Consider the following 16,386-nt stretch of genomic DNA (forward strand, 5'->3'; position numbering starts at 1 on the left):
AGCAACCTAAGAAAAGGAGTCGGATTCAGCAAGACTAACTTACCTGTTCCAACTCCCTTTTCTATCCTCCCAATCTGCCATTAGCAGACACTTTATCACTCGAAATAATATCCGTCAAAAGAATATTTGTACACTCTGTATATAAATTTTTCCACATCCATCATGTAAGATGCAATCAAGTTATGTTCTGCATCATACTCTGCAAAGACTCCTGCAAATCCGCTGTCAATCACATCATTTTCATTCAGATCCTGTGCACTGCCTGTAAGTCCGGTCACAAGTCCGCTACACATCCGATTATCTTCACCTTTTTTGACATCTTCCATCACCTTTCGCAAATTTTCACAAATGGTAGTCTACCCGAAAAACTTGTTCTGTCTATAGGAAAAATGTGATTTTTCTGTAAAATCAGGACTGATGCATCGCCGCATGCTCCTTTTCCAACTCTTTAAAAAGTTCCGGCACAGTCCACTGACTGTTTGTGTCTGTCAGAACCGCTTTATAATCAATACGTTTCATACCCTTCTTTCGCATCATAAATAAAATCTGATCCAGATGGCTGCCTGTCACTCCGGCAAATACCATCATCTCATCTGCCAGCTCTTCACCCTCATAAATCCTGTCTGTCTCTGACGCTTCTTTCATTCCGGCAAGTACACCAACCGTCTGAAAATACTCTTCTCTTTTTATCAGTCGCACCCGAATCCTGAGTGACATACAGATCATCTGCAGCTCCTGCGCACGCTTCTTATCTTTTATATTAAATAATAATACTGTTTCTCTCATAAATTTCCTCGACTACTCCGCTTTTCTCAAACGGTTCTTTTTATGTTTATTCCACTCTCCGATTACCTCACTGACAGTTGATACCGTAACAAACGCACTCTGGTCTGTCTCATGGATAAATGCAAGAAGCTTTGCATATTCACTCTTTTCCAGAATTGTAACCACTTCTGTCTGTTCCTGATTGCCCAGTCCTCCGACTGCCGGATAAAGAGTCGCCCCTCTGTGCAGCTCATGTACAACAAACTGCTGGATCTCCGGATATTTCTTTGACAGGATACACACCCTCTTACGGATACTGAAACCATCGATAAAATTATCCAGAACAATCCCATAAAGATAAGTTCCCAGAAGGCTCACTACCAGTGTCTTTCTGTCGTAGACAAGGATAGACGTCGCAGCGGTCACAAATCCTGCGATCGTAAGACTCTTTCCAATTTCAAAATGCAAATATTTATTTAAAACTTTTGCAACAACATCAAGCCCACCAGAAGATGCATTGACATTAAACAAAATCGCCTGTCCAATGCTGATCACCAGAATATGGCACAGCATATTGATAAACATATCATCCGTGAGCGGCGGAACATCTGGTGTCACTGTTTCAAAAATACGCAGATAAACCGGGAGCATTAAAGATGTAATGACCGTCTTACCTCCGAATTCTTTTCCGACAAACACAATCCCTATGATCAGAAGTGCTACATTTAGAATCATCGTCATCGTCGAAACCTTCAGCGGAATAAAATTTGCCAGAACCATGACAAGTCCCGAAATACTTCCCACAACAAAGGAATTCGGCATCATCAGATAATACACTGATGCCGATACAATAAACATTCCTACCGTGATCGTTGCATACTCTTTCAATATGTTTTTTGCTTTGTTCTTCTCTTTCAATTTTCTTTCCTCTCTTTCATACCGGTGCCTCTTATTTCCCCAAATATGCGGCACACTATATTTCCCAACATAGCACATTCATCATAACATACTTCTCATCAAACTTCTACGCTATGTTTCTCATTAAAAACATGAAATCTTCTTTCCATTTATAGTAGTTTCAATTATAATAAAGGAAGAGTGAATTTTTTAACAATTTAGAGAAGAGAGGGTTAATTATGAATGCTGATGGAAACGTAATCAAAATCAAACATGACGTACTGTTCGAAGTAGCAAAGCTTGCTTTTGCAGGTGAACTTGAAGAACAACGTGATCACCTCCCGCTGAAGCTTATTCCGGGACCGACACCGCAGTTCCGCTGCTGTATCTACAAAGAGCGTGAGATCATCCGCCAGAGAATCCGCCTCGCAGAAGGCAAAGCTCCGGGACCGGAAGATGATGGCAATATCATCCAGGTTATTTCTTCTGCCTGCGAAGACTGTCCGATCTCCAGCTACACAGTAACAGAGAACTGTCAGAACTGTCTTGGAAAGGCATGTATCAATGCATGTAAGTTTGGAGCAATTGAACCGGGACATTACCGTTCCCATATTGACGCATCCAAATGTAAAGAATGTGGTCAGTGCGCCAAAGCCTGTCCGTACAATGCCATTGCACATTTAAAACGTCCGTGTAAATTCAGTTGTCCGGTCGATGCAATCACCTACGACGAGCATGGCATTTCCGTAATCGACAAAAACAAATGTATCCGCTGCGGTAAATGTATCCACAGCTGTCCATTCGGTGCAATTGCTTCCAAAACATTTATTGTTCCGATAATCAATGCTTTAAGAGAAGGCAAACACATCTATGCAATGGCTGCTCCTGCCACAGAAGGTCAGTTTGGTGCTGACATTACCATGGAAAGCTGGCGCAAAGCAATGAAAGAGCTCGGATTCGTAGATTTCTACGATGTAGGACTCGGTGGAGATATGACTGCTGCTTACGAAGCTGAGGAATGGGCTGAAGCTTACAAAGAAGGACAGAAAAAAGTAACTTCCTGCTGCCCTGCATTTGTAAATATGGTTCGCCTGCATTACCCACAGCTTGCTGACAATATCTCAACAACTGTTTCTCCGATGTGTGCAATTTCCCGTATGATCAAAGCACAGGATCCAGAAGCGCTCACTGTATTTATCGGACCTTGCCTTGCTAAGAAATCCGAAGTTGTTGATCAGCAGATTGAAGGAAATGCAGATTATGTTCTTACATACAGCGAGATCCGTGCGATCATGAAAGCAAAAGGCGTTGAGCTCGAGGCCTGTCCGAACGACAACCAGACCGCTTCTACCTTCGGAAAACGCTTTGCAAATTCCGGCGGTGTAACAGCAGCTGTTCTGGAAAGTCTGAAAGAATCTGACAATTGCATCGACGCGAAAGTCTGTCGTGCAAATGGTTCTCAGGAATGTAAGAAAGCCCTCCTTCTCATGAAGGTTGGACGTCTTCCGGAAGACTTCATCGAAGGTATGGCATGTGACGGCGGATGTGTCGGCGGTCCAAGTTCATTCAATGACCAGATGGCTTCCAAGAAGAACCGTGACACCCTGATTTCTCAGGCTGACGATCGTGGAATTCTTGATAACCTGAAGAATTACGATATGAATAAGTTCTCTATGCATAGAGATTAAAATTATAAGGGAGTTTTGCTCTATCACTGAAATCAGTTATAAAGTAAAACTCCCTTATTCTAATTATACACACCACGCATCTATTTATTATCCCCTATACCACGGCAGCCTGTCCCGCAGCATCATCTTTTCCATCCGCTCTAGATTCTTATCCGAATGCTCAATCTCCCGCGAATACCGGTACACCAGCTCTACGATCTCTTCTGGTGTAAGCTCTCCTTCATTTTTTATCCACCGTGCTTTCCACAGCTCATAAATATGGAAAGTACTTATTACTGCCATCTGCACCTTCGCATAAATCCTTCCATCATAAACTGCGCCACAGAAATAAGTGAAAATGAAATACACCAGCAGCTGCTCTGCCTGGATCTGGATATTGCTCTCTTCCTTCGCCCACCGCTTAAAGTCAGACGAGATTCCTTTATACGCATCTGCTCCATGTGAATACAGAAGTTCTTCGCTCTCCATCAGAAGCATATCCCAGTCCTCACGTAGAAGTTCCAATTCATAAAGTTCCCGGAACATCTTATGCGCCATCTCCCATCTTTCCTGCACAGACGGCTTTTCTTCTTTCCAAAGTTTCCGTACAAACTTTCTGGCACTCTTTGTCTGATAACGTTCAATGACTTCCTCGCAGGAAAATAACTGTTCCCGGTTAAATCTGCCCTGCAGATCATGCGCCATTCCAAAAATCAGTCCCACTCTTATTTTTAATGAATGTTCCCGGTCCTGCAGAATTCCAAGCATTGCATCTCTCGCATCTACAAGCATAGAATACAGAAACGGATCAAATTCCTCGTATTCCTCTTCTCCTTCTTTTTCATAAGTAAGAAAACGGACCGGCTCTTTCTTCTCCATCAAAATCCTTGCCACCTCTGGACAGGATACCGACAGGGTAATCTCCCGTACATCCTCAAACTCCTCGACATGTCTCGGATACAGGCGGCAGGTTTTACACAGACTTTTCTCTCCGAGATTCGCATACATCTCACACAGATTACAGTCATTTAAAAATGCACATCGCTTTTCTTTATCCTGCCTGAAAATGCCACGGATCCAGTCCACGGATTTCAACATCGTAAACCAGAATTTTCCTTTCACATGCTTATATTTATTCAGTGATTTTTTGTCAATTACAATCTTCCACCCTGCACAGCAGGTATCTTCACATTTGTCTGCGATGCAGGTGAACTCTTTATAATAATCCGGAATTGTATATTGCATTTATTTTTCTACCCCTATCTTCTTACAGATATCCGCCAGACAGCATCTGTCGCAGTGCGGCTTCGTCCTTGCCGTACAAACTTCTCTTCCGTGGTACACCAGTCTGTGACAGAAATCGCTTCCTTCCTCCGGCGGAACCAGCTTCCAGAGTTCCATCTCTACTTTCTTCGGATCCTTAATCCCGTCTACCAGTCCAATACGGTTCACCAGACGGATACAATGGGTATCCGTTACGATCGCAGGCTCACCAAATACATCTCCCATGATCAGGTTCGCGCTCTTTCTCCCAACACCTGGCAGCTTTAAGATCGCATTAAAATCCTTCGGAATCTTTCCGCCATACGCATCCCGAAGCATCTTCATACAGGCACTGATATCCCGTGCCTTACTTTTCCCAAGCCCACAAGGACGTACAATCTCTTCGATATTATTTACATCTGCTTCTGCAAGTGCCTCTACTGTCGGATATTTTGCAAATAAACCTTCTACGACTACATTTACCCTTGCATCCGTACACTGTGCCGCAAGACGCACACTGACCAGAAGTTTCCATGCCTGATCATAATCCAGAGTACAGTCTGCATCCGGATATTCTTTTCGGAGGCGTTCGATTACTTCCAATGTCCTTTGTTTTTTCGTCATTTTCTACTCCTCTTTACTTCATATTCTGTATTGTAAGATAATTAATCTGTTTCATCTGTTTGATATCGTCTTTATTGAAGGTAAGCAGATTCATCAGCTTTTCTTTATTCACGATCTCTTTTTCTGAAATTACTGCTTTAAAGGTAATCGGAAGCATCGTATAATTCGACAACCCCGATACCAGTGCAAGCTGCTGCCCGGGATTTACCAGATTATTAACACAGGAAATCATGATATGCTCCGACTTTAATGCCTGATTATGCAGCATATAGGTTCCGATAAAGCCTTCTTTCTCATATTCTCCTGTATAAAGTCCACTGCAATCTCCCGGTTCCCGAATTTCACTTACATCATTAAAAAGATGTACTTTATATCGATTCCCATTTCCTTCAACTACCTGCTGTTCGATCACACTTTTGATGATCACCTTCCCGATTGCATCATAGCTATACATATACAATTTTTCGATCTTCTCTGCATAACGGCATTCTTCCTCTTCTTTTGCAGTCTCATCCCCAATAATTGCCAGCGGAGATACTTTCAAAATCCGTGACAGCTCCACAAATGTCGACATATCCAATGAAATATCTCCTTTTTCGTATTTAGAAACTGTCGACACACTCTTATGTAACAGTACCGCCAGTTCTTTTAAGGTCATATTATACGCCATACGGTATTTTCTGATATTCTGACCTACTCTTTCATCTACATTCATACCAATTTTCTTTCCTTTAAATCAATTTTTTTATGACATGTGCATAAATTTCGTCGCATTTTCCAAAATTTGCATTTTGCAGCATGTTTTTTCTATTATTTCAATAATAACACGTTCATTTTTTTCCTGTCAATAAAACACACCTCCTTTGTCATTTTGGTTTAATCCGCATAAAATGAGGTTGTCAAACACAATCAACTCATAAATTTGTGTAACTAAAAATCAAGGAAGAAATGAAAGGGGATTACAAATGGAAGTTGAAGAAAGATTACTAAAATACATTTCCATCAAAACACCTTGTGACGAAAACAGTGATAAGGTTCCAACTACATCATGTCAGTTTAATCTTGCGAAAATCCTTGCCGATGAATTAAAAGATCTCGGACTTACCAAAGTGATTCTGGATGACAAGTGTTTTGTCTATGGAATTCTCCCGGCTACTCCCGGTTATGAGACCAGAAAAAAACTGGGATTTATTGCACACATGGATACCGTTCAGGAATTCTGCGAAGGAGAAATTCATCCTGTCTGTACACCAGATTATAATGGTGAAGATCTCGTCCTTGGAGACAGTGGAAGAATTCTTACCACAAAGGATTTCCCACATTTAAAAGCTTTAAAGGGACGTACCTTAATTACCTCTGACGGAAATACCATCCTCGGAGTAGACGACAAAGCCGGTATTGCAGAAATCATGCAGCTGCTGGAAATCCTGCAGACAGAGCAGATTCCTCATGGTCAGATCAGTGTAGCATTTACACCGGATGAAGAATGCGGAAGCGGTGCTGCTCATTTCGATTTTGAAGCTTTTGATGCTGAAGTTGCCTATACAATGGACGGAGATGGAGAAGGCGAGATCCAATACCAGAATTTCAATGCCTGTGAAGCAAAATTTGAAATCAACGGGAAGAATGTTCATCCCGGATCTGCAAAAAATGTCATGATCAATGCGGTTCTCATCGCAGCAGATATCAACAATATGCTTCCAAGATATGAGATTCCGAGATATACCGAAGAGTACGAAGGATTTTACCATCTTCTGAGTATTCACGGCGACGAAGGATATGCCATCGCTGAATATATTATCCGCGATCATGATACAGACAGCTTTGAGGCTCGAAAAAATACACTCCGCCATATCGAGAAAACCTTAAATGAGTTCTGGGGAGCGGGAACAGTTGCTTTGACTCTGACAGACGAATATAAGAATATGGAATGTATTATTAAAGAGCATATGTATCTGATCGATTACGCAAGACAGGCTTGTGCAAACGCAAATGTCCCGGAAGATATTTCTCCGATCAGAGGCGGCACAGATGGCTGCAAGCTGTCTTTCAAAGGACTTCCTTGTCCAAACCTTGGCACCGGAGGTCATGGCTATCACGGACCATTAGAGCATGTAACCATAGAAGGCATGGAAGCTGCTGTCCGTGTGATCGTAGAACTTGTAAAAATATTTGCAAACGAATAGAAAACAGAGGTACCGATTATGAAAAAGAAAAAAATCTCTTTCCCTTCTGCGCTTACCGTATTATTTATCGTCCTTATTTTTGCCGCTATTTTAACCGCAATCGTACCGGCAGGACTTTATTCCAAATTAACCTACAACGCAGATCATGATGTATTTGAAATCACTACACCGGATGGTGACGTTACAGAAATGGCTCCCACTCAGGAAACGTTGGATGAACTTGGTGTCACCGGTAATCTGAACAAATTTTTGGATGGAAGCATCAGCAAACCAATTGCCGTTCCGGGAACTTATCAAAAAGTAGAACAACAGCCACAGGGAGTATTCAAAATCCTTCTCGCTGCCATCAAAGGTGTATATGATACCATTGATATCATCCTCTTCGTATTCATTCTGGGCGGATGTATCGGTGTCCTGAATTATATGGGCGCATTCAATGCAGCAATTGCCGCTCTTTCCAAAGTCACAAAAGGGAAAGAATATATCCTGATTATTTTGATTACCATTATTATTGCGGCAGGTGGAACAACCTTTGGTCTTGCCGAAGAAACCATTGCTCTGTATCCGATCCTTGTTCCGGTATTCCTTGCAGCCGGATACGATGTTATGGTCTGTATCGCTGCCATTTATATGGGTTCTTCCATCGGAACCATGTTCCCTACCATTAACCCGTTTTCCGTAGGAAATGCATCAAACGCAGCCGGAATCAGCCTTGCTGACGGAATGGGAATCCGTGGTATCGCACTGGTGCTCGGAATCATCATCACCTTGATCTATATTCTTCGTTACGCAAAGAAGGTAAAAGATGATCCGTCTAAATCTATCTGCTATGACCAGTATGAATACCATTTACAGAAATACGGTCATCAGGGAGAGGTTCCGGAATTTACAGGTAAAATGAAACTTTCCCTGCTTGTATTCGGTGTATCCTTTGGTGTACTCGTATGGGGACTTGTCGCACAGGGATGGTGGTTTGATAATATGACCGCTCTCTTCCTTGCCTGCGCGATCCTGCTCGCCTTTACCTCCGGCATCGGCGAAAAGAACTTTATGGATCAGTTTATCGGTGGTGCTGCCGATCTGATGAGTGTTGCCCTGGTTGTCGGTGTTGCCCGTGGTATCAATGTCATTCTGGAAGATGGTATGATTTCTGATACGATCCTTGAATTCTTCTCAAAAGCGATCAGCGGCATGAATCCGATCCTGTTCATCATCCTTATGATGCTGGTATTTATCGTACTTGGATTTTTCATTTCCTCTTCCTCCGGTCTTGCGGTTCTGTCCATTCCGATCATGGCACCGCTCGCCGACACCGTTGGGGTATCAAGATCCGTCATCGTTTCAGCATACGCATACGGTCTTGGACTGATTTCCTTCATCACACCGACCGGACTGATCCTTGCATCCCTTGCAATGGTTGATGTTACCTATGACAAATGGCTGAAATTTATCATGCCTCTTATGGGTATGACAACCGTATTCAGTGCGATCATGCTAATCATTCAATTATATGTATAAATACCTTATCCAGACAGGAGGAAGCCAGTTATGGATTTTGAAAAACAAATAAAAGCAGATCGGGAAAGTCTGATCCAGGATATCATAAAACTGGTATCGATCAACAGTGTGGAAGCAGCACCGGAGGCAGGAATGCCTTTCGGTGCAGGTCCTGCAAAGGCTCTCGATTGTTTTCTTGAAATAGCAAATTCAATGGGACTTACAGTTGAAAATTTTGACAACTACGCAGGACATGCCGATTATGGAGAACAGGATGAAATTCTGGGAATCCTTGGGCATGTAGATGTCGTTCCCTGCAGCGGAAACTGGATCTGTGATCCTTTCAAACCGGAAATCATAGACGGAAATCTTTACGGGCGCGGTGTTCTTGACGACAAAGGTCCTCTTCTCGCCTGCCTGCACGCAGTAAAGATTCTGAAAGCAATGGAACTTCCTCTGCAAAAGAGAATTCGTTTCATCGTTGGCGCCAATGAAGAAACCGACTGGAAATGCATGGATTATTATTTCAATCAAAAGAAAATCCCTGCTCCACAGATGTCTTTTACACCGGATGCTGTATTTCCACTTATTTATGCCGAGAAGGGTGTCTTCCAATATCAACTTGTAACAGATATCACGGAAGAGCTTGTTCTATCCGGCGGAAACGCTTTTAATGCAGTTGCAGATCACGCATCTGTTCTGCTTCCCGAAGAAATGGAAGCTGTGATCCATAAGAATCTTCTCTCCTGGGAAACACAGACGAATTGCCATTTCCGACTGGACAGAATGGACTCGTCTCTTCGCCTGACTGCAGAAGGTGTTGCCGCACATGCCGCCCATCCTTCTACCGGAATCAATGCGATCAGCGGACTTATGAAAGCTGTTTCTGAATTACCACTTCAAAATGAGCTTTCCAGAATCGCTGCCTTCTATATGAAGTACATCGGTTTTGATCTGACCGGCAAAGGACTGGGAATTGATCTTTCCGATGAAATTTCCGGTAAATTAAGTTTTAATGTAGGAAAGGTCGAAGTACAGGATTATAAAGTCATCTTTTCTATTGACAATCGTGTTCCTGTCACTTACCGCTGCATGCAGGTACAGGAGCTTATCCAGAAGCATTTAAGCGGCTCCGGATTCCGTTTTGAAAATCCAAATGCCACAGAATCGATTCATATCCCAAAAGATTCTTTCCTTGTACAAGCATTGTTGGAATCCTACCGTACCGTTGTTGGCGATTCATCTGCTATGCCTCTGGTTGACGGAGCCTGCTCATATGCGCGCGCACTGGATAACTGTGTTGCTTTCGGAGCACTTTTACCGGATCAGCCGGATCTGATGCACCAGACCAATGAATATCTGGAACTTGACAAGCTTGATATCTGGATGAAGATTTATCTGGACGCCATTTACAGACTCGCAAAATAGAATCGGAATGAATAATGTAATGTATTTGTTAATATCTTACATTATTCATTCCTTTTTTTATTTAAGTTTTATACATTTTGTACATTTCTCAAATGACATTTCGTTAAATCCATGCTATAATTAAAAAAATGATAATTCATCTGTTAACGTACAAAATAAGGGGGGCTTACATGAAAAAAATATCACGTCATGAACTGATGCAATATGGAACGGCTGTCATTTCGTTCCTGATTGTAATGACGTTCACACTTCTGATTTTTTTCTGGTTTGTACAACAGAGCGTTGATAAAAGTGTACAGAACGTTATCCAAAAAAACACACTGCAGCAAAAGGATCACCTGGAACTGGTTCTGGAAAAAGAATATGAATTCCTGGAGAGTCCTGCTGCATACTTCGGAACAACTTCCGATCTGTTCAGTAGAGATAATCTTCAACTTCTTGCTGAACTGGCTTCTTCCAGCTCCTTTCACCGGCTTATGCTTTTTTCTACAGACGGTATCGGACACTCCAGCGATGGAAAGAATACCGATGCAAGTTCACGGGACTATTTTCAAAAGACATTGGAAGGCAGACGCGTCCTTAGTTCTCCTCTGTCAAGTAGCGTAGACAACGAAACCCTCGTTGTCCTCACAGTTCCTGTTTATGACAAAGATCAGAATATTATCGGTGTTTTTGGAGGTTCCATCGATGTCGCGAAACTGACTACCATGCTCTTTGAGGATCTGTATTCCGGTTCCGGCTACTCATTTATCACAGACTCGGACGGCAACATTATTTCCATTGAATCTACTCACAACGAAATCCGGGAGAACTTTTTTACTTCTTCCTCTGACTGGGTATTTCAGACCTCGGAAGATGGCGCTACCCTTCAGGAAGATTTTAAGCAAGGACACGCAAACTGCCGCAAGATTACAGCAGATTTATCACATGCACGCTATATTTCCTACCAGCCACTAAAGTACAACGACTGGATGCTCTGCTATATCGTTCCTGCTGTCGAAGCCCGTCAGCACTTTGCTTTTATCAACAACTTTGAAATCATTCTGTTCGCCTTTTTTATCTGCATTGTGCTGCTTCTGATCTTCGCACTCTGGAAGATCAACCAGAAGAATCAGACTTCGCTTCTTCGCCAGGCGCATACAGATGCTCTGACCGGACTTCTGAACAAAGTTTATGCAGAACACACGATTTCCGAATGGCTGCGCGAAAAAGATTTTGAAGATTTACAGGCTTTAATGATGATCGACATGGATTATTTCAAGCAGATCAATGATACTTATGGACATGCAACCGGTGACCAGGTACTGAAAATATTTGCCGGATTTCTGAAAGAACAGTTTCGGACAACCGATATCATCGGTCGTGTCGGTGGTGACGAATTTATGATCCTGATGAAAAATGTACGTCTGGATTACAGTATCCATCTGCATTTGCAAAAGCTCTATACAAATCTTCAAAATGTAGATATCCCGGAACTAAATGGCCGGAAACTTTCCTGCAGTATCGGCTGTGCTGTTGCTCCAACGGATGCTGAATCTTTCAGCCAATTATACCGCCTTGCTGATCATGCTCTGTATACAGCTAAGCACAACGGACGTGGACGTTTTGTTATTTACCACGATATCAAGAACCAGCAGGAAACCGTTTTATCCTGATCAACGTCAGGAATTCTGGTACAGGTCAATATTCCTGTCATTTAATCTCAAAATTCCCGCCGGGCAGATCCTGTACCTGCCCGACGGGAATTTCATTCTTCTTTCTATCTCAGATACGCCTCCGGCACATCCAGTCATTTTTAATCATCGTAAGTATCCAGGAAATTGTGTCTTACACCTTTTGCCTTGTAGCCGACAACCGTATCCAGATTGACATTTTCCACACTCTTGAAAATATTGCCCTCCACAAACGGGTTCGTCTTCTTAAGCTCTGCAATCAGCTTTTTGATCTCCATACGCTTTGACTGATTTTCTTCATTGTTGCAGGTTGTGCAGGTATCGGTAAACTTACATGCACACTGAATAAAATGCAGGTCATTGTAATCTCTCCATGCCTTGATGTCATCCTCACGGATCAGATACATCGGGCGGATCAGTTCCATCCCTTCAAAATTTGTACTGTGAAGCTTCGGCATCATAGTCTGCACCTGTGCACTGTAGAGCATTCCCATCAGAATCGTCTCAATCACATCATCATAATGATGTCCCAGTGCGATTTTGTTGCAGCCCATCTGCTGTGCAAAATTATAAAGATATCCACGTCTCATCCTTGCACAGATATAACACGGTGATTTTTCAATCTCAAATACCGATTCAAAAATATTGGATTCAAAAATCCGGATCGGAATCTTCATCTTCCTTGCATTTTCTTCAATGACCTTCCGGTTCTCCGGACTGTATCCCGGATCCATCACCAGGAACTTTACTTCAAAGTTAAATTTGTTGTGACGCTTTAATTCCTGGAAAAGCTTTGCCATCAGCATTGAATCTTTTCCACCGGAAATACATACTGCGATCCGGTCACCTTCTTTGACCAGTTCATATTCTCTGACAGCTTTTGTAAATTTGGACCATATCTTCTTTTTGAACTTCTTGCGGATACTAAGCTCCACATGTTCACAGACATCATCTGCTTCCTTTTTCTTCATATCTGCCATCAGCCATCCAACATAACCGCCCTTCAGGCTGTATGCTTCATATCCCTGATCCTGCAGTTCTTCTGCGATATCCCTGCTGATCTGTCCTCTGCTGCAGCAGATAATGATCTTCTTTTCCTTATCTTCCGGCGGATTCTCCATCAGTGCATCTGCTGAGCTTGCCACTGAATTCGGCAGGATTCCATGGGCGCGCTCAATCTCGCCACGGATATCAAAAAGCTCGTAGGACTCTGCAGGAAGCGTTTCCATTTCCTCGATCGTAATATCTATACTCATTGATTTTCTCCTTGTAAAAAGAATGTATCCTGACACATAATCCTCTTTATTGAACAGAAAGTTCCATCTGGATTGTTGTCAAATAAAAAATACGTGTGTATCGGTACATATCATAGCATAATCTGTTCATCTGGTCAAAGGGAGATCCATCCGAAAATACCGGATTTCCGCTTATCGCACAGCATTTTCAACACTCCTGACTGCCGCAATTCCTTTCGGAAATGCAAGACTGACAAACAGTGAATAGTACCAGCCAAATCCGGCATTTTCCATCATAATCCCATATGCCATGCTTACGAAAATGTAACTGCACATGATCGGAATGGATTTCAGAAAAGCATTTTTTCTGATCTGTGCCTTTGTCATAGTGTTTTCTCCTTAAAATTTTCTGTGCACATCGAAAAAGACGAAGGTTTCGAAAAACCTCCGTCCAAAATTCCTGTGTGTATAATATTTATTTGCCCTGAACCGCTGCAAATCCACCTTCAAGATCTGCGATGATATCATCGATATGTTCTGTACCGATAGAAAGACGGATTGTGTTCGGTTTGATTCCCTGATCAAGCAGTTCTTCTTCTGTCAGCTGAGAATGTGTTGTTGTTGCCGGATGGATAACAAGACTCTTAACATCCGCAACATTTGCAAGCAGCGAAAAGATCTTCAGGTTGTCGATGAACTTGTGAGCTTCTTCCTGTCCGCCTTTGATCTCGAATGTGAAGATAGATGCTCCACCATTCGGGAAATATTTTTCATAAAGTGCATGATCCGGATGATTCGGCAGTGACGGATGGTTCACATGCTCTACCATTGGATGATTAGAGAGGTATTCTACTACTTTCTTTGTATTTTCTACATGACGGTCAATTCTAAGCGACAGTGTCTCTGTTCCCTGCAGCAGAAGGAATGCGTTAAATGGAGAAATTGTTGCTCCCATATCACGAAGAAGGATTGCACGGATGTAAGTTACAAATGCTGCCGGACCTGCTGCATCTACGAAAGATACTCCGTGGTAGCTTGGGTTTGCATCTGCGATTGCCGGGTATTTTCCACTTGCTTTCCAGTCAAATTTACCGGAATCTACGATGATTCCACCAAGAGTTGTTCCGTGTCCACCGATGAATTTGGTAGCAGAATGTACAACGATGTCTGCTCCGTGTTCGATCGGACGGATCAAATATGGTGTTCCGAATGTGTTGTCGATTACAAGCGGAAGTCCATGCTTGTGTGCAATTTCAGCGATTGCATCGATATCCGGGATATCACTGTTCGGATTACCAAGAGTTTCAAGATAGATGGCTCTTGTGTTATCCTGAATTGCATCTTCTACTTCTTTCAAGTTATGTGCATCTACAAATGTAGTTGTGATTCCGTAATGTGTCAGTGTGTGTTCAAGAAGGTTGAAGCTTCCACCGTAGATTGTCTTCTGCGCTACGATATGTCCGCCATCTGCTGCAAGTGCTTCGATGGTATATGTAATTGCAGCTGCTCCGGATGCTGTTGCAAGAGCTGCCACACCACCTTCAAGTGCTGCGATTCTCTTTTCAAATACGTCCTGTGTAGAGTTTGTCAGACGTCCGTAAATGTTACCTGCATCTGCAAGTCCGAATCTTGCTGCTGCATGTGCAGAGTTCTTAAATACATAAGATGTTGTCTGGTAAATCGGTACTGCTCTGGCATCAGATGCCGGATCTGGTTCTTCCTGTCCTACGTGAAGCTGAAGTGTTTCAAATTTATAATCGCTCATATTTTTCTACCTCTCTTTTCTACTGTCTGATGTATCGTGATCTCTATAGTGATCTTTCAAATTTGATAGTTGCATTATATCCACTTTTACCTACTTTGTCAATAGGTTAATAGGGAATTATTTTAAAAACATTTAATTTCAATATGTTTTATCTGTTTTTCTTCTATCAATATAAAAAAGACGCTTTTGGCGTCTTTTCTGTATAATAACATCCACTACTGCTCATCGGTGATCAGCCCGGCGATCAGTTCTGCTCCTGTCCCAAGATCTTTGATTGTCGTATATTCATTTACCGAATGTGCCTGGTACATTCCATTTGACAGCACCAGTCCAGGAATCCCGTTCTTCGCAAAGCTGTTGTTGTCACTTCCGCCAAATGTCTCTACAAGATTTCCTGCAAGTCCCAGCTTTTTGCTTACTCTTTCAAACCGTTTTACCGGCACACTGTCTTTTGCTGTCTCATAAGCGATCAGATGAACTTCGCAGGTAAGTTCTGATTCAGCTCCGTGTTTTTCAGCCACCTTTTTGAAGGTATTTCCCACTTTTTCTACACAACGAGTCGCTTTTTCATGAGAATAGCTCCGGATTTCTCCCTTTACAATACATTTTTCCGGAACAATGTTCGTTCCGCTTCCACCTTCGATCAATCCGATATTGCAGGTTGTCTCTTCATCCACATGTCCCTGACTGATCTGCGTGATCGCTTCGGATGCAATAGCGATCGCATGAACGCCGTGCTCCGGATCAAATCCGGCGTGGGATGCCTTCCCGGTTACTACCACCTGATAAGAAATCAGAGACGGTGCTTTATATGCCGCGCTTCCAACCGGTCCGCTGATATCCAGTACATAGGCTTCTTTTGCACGAACCTTTGAAAAATCAAATACGCTGCTGCCCTTGATATAAAGCTCTTCTGCAATTGCAAAAAGAATCTCGATATCCCGGTGTGGTACTCCCGCTTCTTTTACACTGCGGATTCCTTCCAGAATCTCCACAAGTCCTGCCACATCATCAGCTCCAAGAACTGCTTTTCCTGCGGAACGGATCACACCGTCTTCTCCGATGATCCCTTTCTTGCCTTTGGACGGCTCAACCGTATCCATATGACCGGACAAAAGGACCGGATCTCCCGGAAGATCTCCCGGAAGATATGCATATAAGTTTCCGGCATTTCCTCCGAAATGTTCTCCGGCATTGTCTTCCTCTACTTCAAAACCAAGTTCTTTTAATTTCACGATCAGCCGGTCTGCCATCTGACGCTCCCCAAAGCTTGGTGCATCGATCGCAGTCAGTTCCTGAAATTCGTCAACTACTCTTTTTTCATTTACTTCTATTTTGCTCATTTCTGCCACTTCCTTATCTGCACGGTCATTATTCCGATCTAAA

At 42.7% G+C, this 16,386-nt stretch carries 15 protein-coding genes; 5 read left to right on the forward strand and 10 right to left on the reverse strand.

Annotation, left to right across the window (positions count from 1 at the left end; all coding sequences use genetic code 11):
* Positions 1-95: 95 nt before the first annotated feature.
* The 3 genes from PG840_RS05120 to PG840_RS05130 all read right to left on the reverse strand — a co-directional run bounded on the left by PG840_RS05120 (position 96) and on the right by PG840_RS05130 (position 1,683).
* Positions 96-326: a hypothetical protein gene (locus PG840_RS05120; protein ID WP_270613403.1), complete on the reverse strand. Its 231-nt coding sequence runs from the start codon at positions 324-326 to the stop codon at positions 96-98.
* Positions 327-408: 82 nt separating this feature from the next.
* A complete protein-coding gene (locus PG840_RS05125; protein ID WP_118217411.1) occupies positions 409-786 on the reverse strand; it encodes a DUF3783 domain-containing protein in 378 nt (125 codons plus the stop codon).
* 12 nt (positions 787-798) lie between these two features.
* Positions 799-1,683: a YitT family protein gene (locus PG840_RS05130; protein WP_082424298.1), complete on the reverse strand. Its 885-nt coding sequence runs from the start codon at positions 1,681-1,683 to the stop codon at positions 799-801.
* 218 nt (positions 1,684-1,901) lie between these two features.
* Between PG840_RS05130 and PG840_RS05135 the strand changes: the two genes are divergently transcribed.
* Entirely contained in the window at positions 1,902-3,350 is a 1,449-nt protein-coding gene (locus PG840_RS05135) for a 4Fe-4S dicluster domain-containing protein (RefSeq protein ID WP_270205582.1), read from the forward strand.
* 87 nt (positions 3,351-3,437) lie between these two features.
* Here the strand turns inward: PG840_RS05135 and fliB are convergent, their stop codons facing one another.
* Genes fliB through PG840_RS05150 form a run of 3 tightly spaced genes read right to left on the reverse strand, consistent with a single transcriptional unit; the run spans position 3,438 to position 5,931 of the window.
* Positions 3,438-4,574: a flagellin lysine-N-methylase gene (fliB, locus tag PG840_RS05140; RefSeq protein WP_195502142.1), complete on the reverse strand. Its 1,137-nt coding sequence runs from the start codon at positions 4,572-4,574 to the stop codon at positions 3,438-3,440.
* On the reverse strand, positions 4,575-5,216 hold the full coding sequence (locus tag PG840_RS05145) for an endonuclease III domain-containing protein (protein ID WP_195502141.1): 642 nt from the start codon (positions 5,214-5,216) through the stop codon (positions 4,575-4,577).
* 13 nt (positions 5,217-5,229) lie between these two features.
* The gene (locus tag PG840_RS05150) at positions 5,230-5,931 is read right to left on the reverse strand and encodes a helix-turn-helix domain-containing protein (RefSeq protein ID WP_117557557.1); all 702 of its coding nucleotides are present in this window, start codon (positions 5,929-5,931) and stop codon (positions 5,230-5,232) included.
* 250 nt (positions 5,932-6,181) lie between these two features.
* On the opposite strand from PG840_RS05150, the gene pepT reads away from it, so the two are divergent.
* The 4 genes from pepT to PG840_RS05170 all read left to right on the forward strand — a co-directional run bounded on the left by pepT (position 6,182) and on the right by PG840_RS05170 (position 11,982).
* Positions 6,182-7,402 carry a peptidase T gene (gene pepT, locus PG840_RS05155; protein ID WP_118198896.1) on the forward strand — a complete coding sequence of 407 codons (1,221 nt, stop codon included), beginning with the start codon at positions 6,182-6,184 and terminating at the stop codon, positions 7,400-7,402.
* 18 nt (positions 7,403-7,420) lie between these two features.
* Entirely contained in the window at positions 7,421-8,920 is a 1,500-nt protein-coding gene (locus PG840_RS05160) for a YfcC family protein (protein WP_173826119.1), read from the forward strand.
* Positions 8,921-8,950: 30 nt separating this feature from the next.
* Positions 8,951-10,327, forward strand: a complete 1,377-nt coding sequence (pepV, locus tag PG840_RS05165) for a dipeptidase PepV (RefSeq protein WP_270205583.1) — start codon at positions 8,951-8,953, stop codon at positions 10,325-10,327.
* 170 nt (positions 10,328-10,497) lie between these two features.
* Positions 10,498-11,982, forward strand: coding sequence for a sensor domain-containing diguanylate cyclase (locus PG840_RS05170; protein WP_270205584.1), 1,485 nt, complete (start codon positions 10,498-10,500; stop codon positions 11,980-11,982).
* A gap of 140 nt (positions 11,983-12,122) precedes the next feature.
* Here PG840_RS05170 and PG840_RS05175 read toward each other — a convergent pair whose 3' ends face one another.
* From PG840_RS05175 to PG840_RS05190, 4 genes are all read right to left on the reverse strand, one after another.
* Positions 12,123-13,256 carry an ATP-binding protein gene (locus PG840_RS05175; RefSeq protein WP_195502138.1) on the reverse strand — a complete coding sequence of 378 codons (1,134 nt, stop codon included), beginning with the start codon at positions 13,254-13,256 and terminating at the stop codon, positions 12,123-12,125.
* Positions 13,257-13,427: 171 nt separating this feature from the next.
* Positions 13,428-13,622, reverse strand: a complete 195-nt coding sequence (locus PG840_RS05180; RefSeq protein ID WP_055156213.1) for a hypothetical protein — start codon at positions 13,620-13,622, stop codon at positions 13,428-13,430.
* A gap of 88 nt (positions 13,623-13,710) precedes the next feature.
* The gene (locus PG840_RS05185) at positions 13,711-15,000 is read right to left on the reverse strand and encodes an O-acetylhomoserine aminocarboxypropyltransferase/cysteine synthase family protein (protein WP_008369949.1); all 1,290 of its coding nucleotides are present in this window, start codon (positions 14,998-15,000) and stop codon (positions 13,711-13,713) included.
* A 215-nt stretch (positions 15,001-15,215) separates the two neighbouring features.
* Entirely contained in the window at positions 15,216-16,343 is a 1,128-nt protein-coding gene (locus PG840_RS05190; protein ID WP_195502137.1) for a M20/M25/M40 family metallo-hydrolase, read from the reverse strand.
* Positions 16,344-16,386 lie beyond the last annotated feature (43 nt).

Source organism: Coprococcus sp. AM97-35, from assembly GCF_027697525.1.
GTDB classification, from domain to species: domain Bacteria; phylum Bacillota; class Clostridia; order Lachnospirales; family Lachnospiraceae; genus Allocoprococcus; species Allocoprococcus comes.

Excerpts from the sequence above, each read along its gene's own strand:
- PG840_RS05120 (WP_270613403.1), bottom strand. The coding sequence starts at position 326 with ATGGAAGATGTCAAAAAAGGTGAAGATAATCGGATGTGTAGCGGACTT.
- PG840_RS05125 (WP_118217411.1), bottom strand. The coding sequence starts at position 786 with ATGAGAGAAACAGTATTATTATTTAATATAAAAGATAAGAAGCGTGCG.
- PG840_RS05135 (WP_270205582.1), top strand. The coding sequence starts at position 1,902 with ATGAATGCTGATGGAAACGTAATCAAAATCAAACATGACGTACTGTTC.
- fliB (WP_195502142.1), bottom strand. The coding sequence starts at position 4,574 with ATGCAATATACAATTCCGGATTATTATAAAGAGTTCACCTGCATCGCA.
- PG840_RS05145 (WP_195502141.1), bottom strand. The coding sequence starts at position 5,216 with ATGACGAAAAAACAAAGGACATTGGAAGTAATCGAACGCCTCCGAAAA.
- PG840_RS05150 (WP_117557557.1), bottom strand. The coding sequence starts at position 5,931 with ATGAATGTAGATGAAAGAGTAGGTCAGAATATCAGAAAATACCGTATG.
- pepT (WP_118198896.1), top strand. The coding sequence starts at position 6,182 with ATGGAAGTTGAAGAAAGATTACTAAAATACATTTCCATCAAAACACCT.
- PG840_RS05160 (WP_173826119.1), top strand. The coding sequence starts at position 7,421 with ATGAAAAAGAAAAAAATCTCTTTCCCTTCTGCGCTTACCGTATTATTT.
- pepV (WP_270205583.1), top strand. The coding sequence starts at position 8,951 with ATGGATTTTGAAAAACAAATAAAAGCAGATCGGGAAAGTCTGATCCAG.
- PG840_RS05170 (WP_270205584.1), top strand. The coding sequence starts at position 10,498 with ATGAAAAAAATATCACGTCATGAACTGATGCAATATGGAACGGCTGTC.
- PG840_RS05175 (WP_195502138.1), bottom strand. The coding sequence starts at position 13,256 with ATGAGTATAGATATTACGATCGAGGAAATGGAAACGCTTCCTGCAGAG.
- PG840_RS05180 (WP_055156213.1), bottom strand. The coding sequence starts at position 13,622 with ATGACAAAGGCACAGATCAGAAAAAATGCTTTTCTGAAATCCATTCCG.
- PG840_RS05185 (WP_008369949.1), bottom strand. The coding sequence starts at position 15,000 with ATGAGCGATTATAAATTTGAAACACTTCAGCTTCACGTAGGACAGGAA.
- PG840_RS05190 (WP_195502137.1), bottom strand. The coding sequence starts at position 16,343 with ATGAGCAAAATAGAAGTAAATGAAAAAAGAGTAGTTGACGAATTTCAG.